Here is a 3,981-nt window from a genome sequence, read left to right as displayed (position 1 = left end):
TAAGATGGAATGCCTTATGGTTCGGACACCATTAAGCGGTCGAATACGAATACCTTGTCTGTTATGGGGAGAAGATCTGAAGGAAACATTGGCAAAATCCCTTGTTTAGGGATAGAATGAGATGTGGTAATTTGTTTTTCTTTCGTCATATATACATTTATACATTTTACCACTGAAAAAGGACTTTGTACCCGTTAGGGCCAAAGTCCTTTTTCTGGTTTTCATAGGGCTGTATTTTATGAATTCATTCACAGCCCCTTTTTACATGCTTTGCATTTGTGTTGTAATTATTCCCATTCAATGGTGCTCGGCGGTTTGGAGGTAATGTCGTAGACTACCCTGTTCACCCCGGCCACTTCGTTGCAGATGCGGCGGCTCATTTCATCAAGCACTTCCCAGGGGAAGCGGAAATAGTCGGCGGTCATGCCGTCGGAGGAGGTCACGGCGCGGATACCTACGGTGTAGTCGTAGGTTCTTTCGTCACCCTGTACGCCTACGGAGCGGATAGCTGCGGGGAGGATGGCGAAGGACTGCCAGATATCGTTGTAAAGACCATGCTGTTTGATGACATCTCTGACGATGAAATCGGCACGGCGGAGGATATCCAGTCTTTCCGGTGTGATTTCGCCGATAATGCGGATAGCCAGGCCCGGTCCCGGGAAGGGCTGGCGGTTGACTACTTCTTCCGGAAGGCCCAGCTGGCGGCCCAGTTCGCGGACTTCATCCTTGAAGAGTTCGCGGAGCGGTTCGATGAGCTGGAACTTCATATCCTTCGGAAGTCCGCCTACATTGTGGTGGGATTTGATGGTGGAGGCAGTAGCAGTGCCCGATTCCACCACGTCAGGATAAAGGGTGCCCTGTACCAGGAATTTCACATCTTCCAGCTTGTTTGCTTCTTCCTGGAATGTATGGATAAATTCAGCGCCAATGGTTTTGCGCTTCTTTTCCGGTTCCGTCACGCCCTTCAGAAGGGACATGAAATGCTTGGATGCATCGATGTGGACCAGTTTCATGTTGAATTTATTTTTGAAGGTGTCCACTACCTGTTCTGCTTCGCCCAGACGGAGGAAACCGTGGTCTACAAAGACGCAGGTGAGCTGGTCGCCGATGGCCTTATGCACCAGCACGGCAGCTACGGAAGAGTCTACGCCGCCGGAAAGGGCGCAGATGACGTTGTGCTTTCCTACCTTTTCGCGGATGTTTTCCACAGCAATGTCGATGTAGTTGCCCATGGACCAGCCGCCTTCGCATTCGCAGATCTTAAAGAGGAAATTCTTCAGCATGGTGGTGCCTTCAGGAGTGTGAACCACTTCCGGATGGAACTGTACACCGAAGAAACGGCGGGCTTCATCAGCCATGGCAGCGGTAGGGGTAAGGTCTGTGTGACCGGTGAGGCCGAAGCCTGCAGGCATATCGGTGACTGCATCGCCGTGGCTCATCCATACAGCCGTCTTTTCAGAAACCCCTTCAAAGAGGGCGGAGCTGCCGTCTCTGTAGAATTCCGTGTGGCCGTATTCATGCTTGGCGGGCTTGGATACTTCGCCGCCCAGGGACTTGGCCATGAGCTGCATGCCATAGCAGATACCGAGAATCGGCACTCCTGCCTTGAACACTCCCGGATCTACCTGGGGAGCATTTTCTGCATTCACGCTGGAAGGGCCGCCGGAGAAAATAATGCCCTTCGGATTCTGGGCAAGGATTTCCTCAGCACTCTTGTTGTATGGCAGGATTTCGCAGTACACGCCGCATTCACGGACGCGCCGTGCAATGAGCTGGGCGTACTGGCCGCCAAAGTCAACAATCATAACAATTTCCTGATGTTTCATCTGTTTCCTCCTGTGGAGACAATATCAGTAACGTAAACATTGTATTCCTTATTATATCATATTTGGGAAGCGGCTGACGCCGCCTTTCAAAAAGGGGGCGCGGCTGGCGCCGCAGGTTAGGGCCGCCTGACGGCGGCGGGTTGTATAGCAGGGTTGCGTTCGCTTTCGCTCAGGGGAAAGGTATCGCCTTTGGCGATGAATTTTATATGCTGCCAGAGGCAGCGAAAACCGTAAAACCGGGCTTCGCCCGATGAAAATGCACCCCTTTGGGTGCTGCGCACCACTTCCCCCGGAGGGGGAAGTTTATTCACTGCTCAGCCTTGAGCTAACTTAAGTAACTCTATGTTTTTCATAGAGCAAATCTCCCCCTCCGGGGGAGACGCCGCCGCAGGCGGCAGAAGGGGTGCATTTCCAATGTGGAGACCCTGCAGAGGGTCTCCAAGTCGGGCAAAGTTGGTCCTTTGCCTGCACATAAAAGGACCTTCCTATGAATTGCCCGACCGATGCCAAAGGCGCGGTTGTATGGTTTTCCAACGCCCGTCAGGGCGGTTTGTCTGTTTTTCCCGGGCGAAAGCCCGGTTGTCTGGTTTTTACCAGCTCACTAAAGCTGTTTTCTACAAACCGGCGGCAAAGCCGCCCACCACAACCCTCGCGCCAGCGGCGCGTCAATCTTCAGAACCCTGAGAACCTTCGGCCCACAGGGCCGTCAACCCTCACGCCCGCCAGGGCGTGTCACAGCGGCCCTGCTTCATTCCGCTTTAAACAAGGGCAGCGGTTCCAGGTAAATAATATCCTTTCTCTTCGCCGCATCCCCTTCTGCCAAGATGGCTGCCTCGCCGATGACGTGGGCGCCGGCCTTTTCCGCCAGCTCCTTCATGGCCTTCATGGAGCCGCCGGTGCTGATGACATCGTCCACCAGGAGCACATTCCTGCCTTTCATCAGTTCCACATCCGAATCCATAAGATAGAGCCGCTGCTTGCCGGCGGTAGTAATGGATTCATCCTCCACCCAGATCGGGTTTTCCATGTAAGCCTTCACCGATTTCCGGGCCACGATATACCGCTTCATGCCCAGCGCACTGGCCAGTTCATGGGCCAGGGGGATGCCCTTGGTCTCCGCCGTCATGATGATGTCCGTATCCCCGGGCACCTTGGCCGCCAGCTCTTTGGCGCAGTTCTCCACGATTTCCGTATCCCCCAGGATTACAAAGCCTGCAATCGCCAGAGTATCGGAAATATTGATTACAGGAAGCTGCCTTGTGCAGCCTGCCACATGAAGCTCGTAATGTCTTTTTGCCATCATACACCTCGAAAAAATTTATGTAATATCTACCTGCGGCGGCGGGGTGGAAGTGATTTCCACCTTCGGTGCCTCGGTAATGGTAACCGTGACCTGGTCTGCATCAGGATTTCCCTTCTGCACATTTCCCTTTTTCTTCACAGTCTGCCCCTCTTTAGGAGGCGCTGCATCAATCAGGGGAACCACATCAGGAGGTGCCGTCTTACCCAGCTTGTCCTTCCTGGCTCCCATAATGGCAGCGATTTCAGAAGACAGCCTGTCACGAGTACCATCTTCCGCCATGGCCTGACGCATGAAATAAACCACCAGCGCCGCCGGGTCTTCCGTGCCTGGCGGGATTTCCCGCCGCCGGCCATCCTGCCCCAGGGCCCAGGCCTTACCATCTACACTGTAACGTACATGGATTACGCTTTCCGTAACGGCTTTTGAAGACTTCACGTCCAGGGTCTTCACCTTCGCCTGCAGCCCGTCCTCAAACACATCCTCCACTGTCAGGGAGGACAGGTCAAGAAAAAGCCCGGTTGCGCCGTCATTATAAATACCGCCGGTATTCTGTATCATGGGATAGGTTTTATCGCCATTCAGGTAATAAGGCTCAAAAGCCCCTGCCGTCACTCCCCAAGAAAAAGCCAGAGAGACCCCCAGCAAAAGCGCCCATTTTTGAAATCTCTTCAACCTTATCATCTCCTGCAAAAATACTTGATACCTTATATATTTTACACTAAATCAGGGGGATTGAGTACTGATTTTGAGGAGAAATAGGATGAAAAGTTGCCAGCCCCTGCGGGGCTGGAGGTTATGGCCGCCTGTCGGCGGCAGGTTGTGTAGAAAGGTTGTGTCCCCAGAGGGGAAACG

At 53.3% G+C, this 3,981-nt stretch carries 3 protein-coding genes; all 3 read right to left on the bottom strand.

Features of this window, described 5'->3' with window-relative positions:
• Positions 1-287: 287 nt before the first annotated feature.
• The 3 genes from guaA to B2Y11_RS05885 all read right to left on the bottom strand — a co-directional run bounded on the left by guaA (position 288) and on the right by B2Y11_RS05885 (position 3,801).
• On the bottom strand, positions 288-1,826 hold the full coding sequence (gene guaA / locus B2Y11_RS05895; protein WP_291057268.1) for a glutamine-hydrolyzing GMP synthase: 1,539 nt from the start codon (positions 1,824-1,826) through the stop codon (positions 288-290).
• A 748-nt stretch (positions 1,827-2,574) separates the two neighbouring features.
• A complete protein-coding gene (locus B2Y11_RS05890; protein ID WP_291057270.1) occupies positions 2,575-3,126 on the bottom strand; it encodes a phosphoribosyltransferase family protein in 552 nt (183 codons plus the stop codon).
• A gap of 18 nt (positions 3,127-3,144) precedes the next feature.
• On the bottom strand, positions 3,145-3,801 hold the full coding sequence (locus tag B2Y11_RS05885) for a hypothetical protein (protein WP_291057267.1): 657 nt from the start codon (positions 3,799-3,801) through the stop codon (positions 3,145-3,147).
• Positions 3,802-3,981 lie beyond the last annotated feature (180 nt).

The organism is Dialister sp. UBA1703, assembly GCA_002320515.1.
Classification (GTDB): Bacteria; Bacillota; Negativicutes; order Veillonellales; family Dialisteraceae; genus Dialister.
Note: the sequence above shows the minus strand (reverse complement) of the source record. Positions and strands in the feature narration are given on the sequence as shown.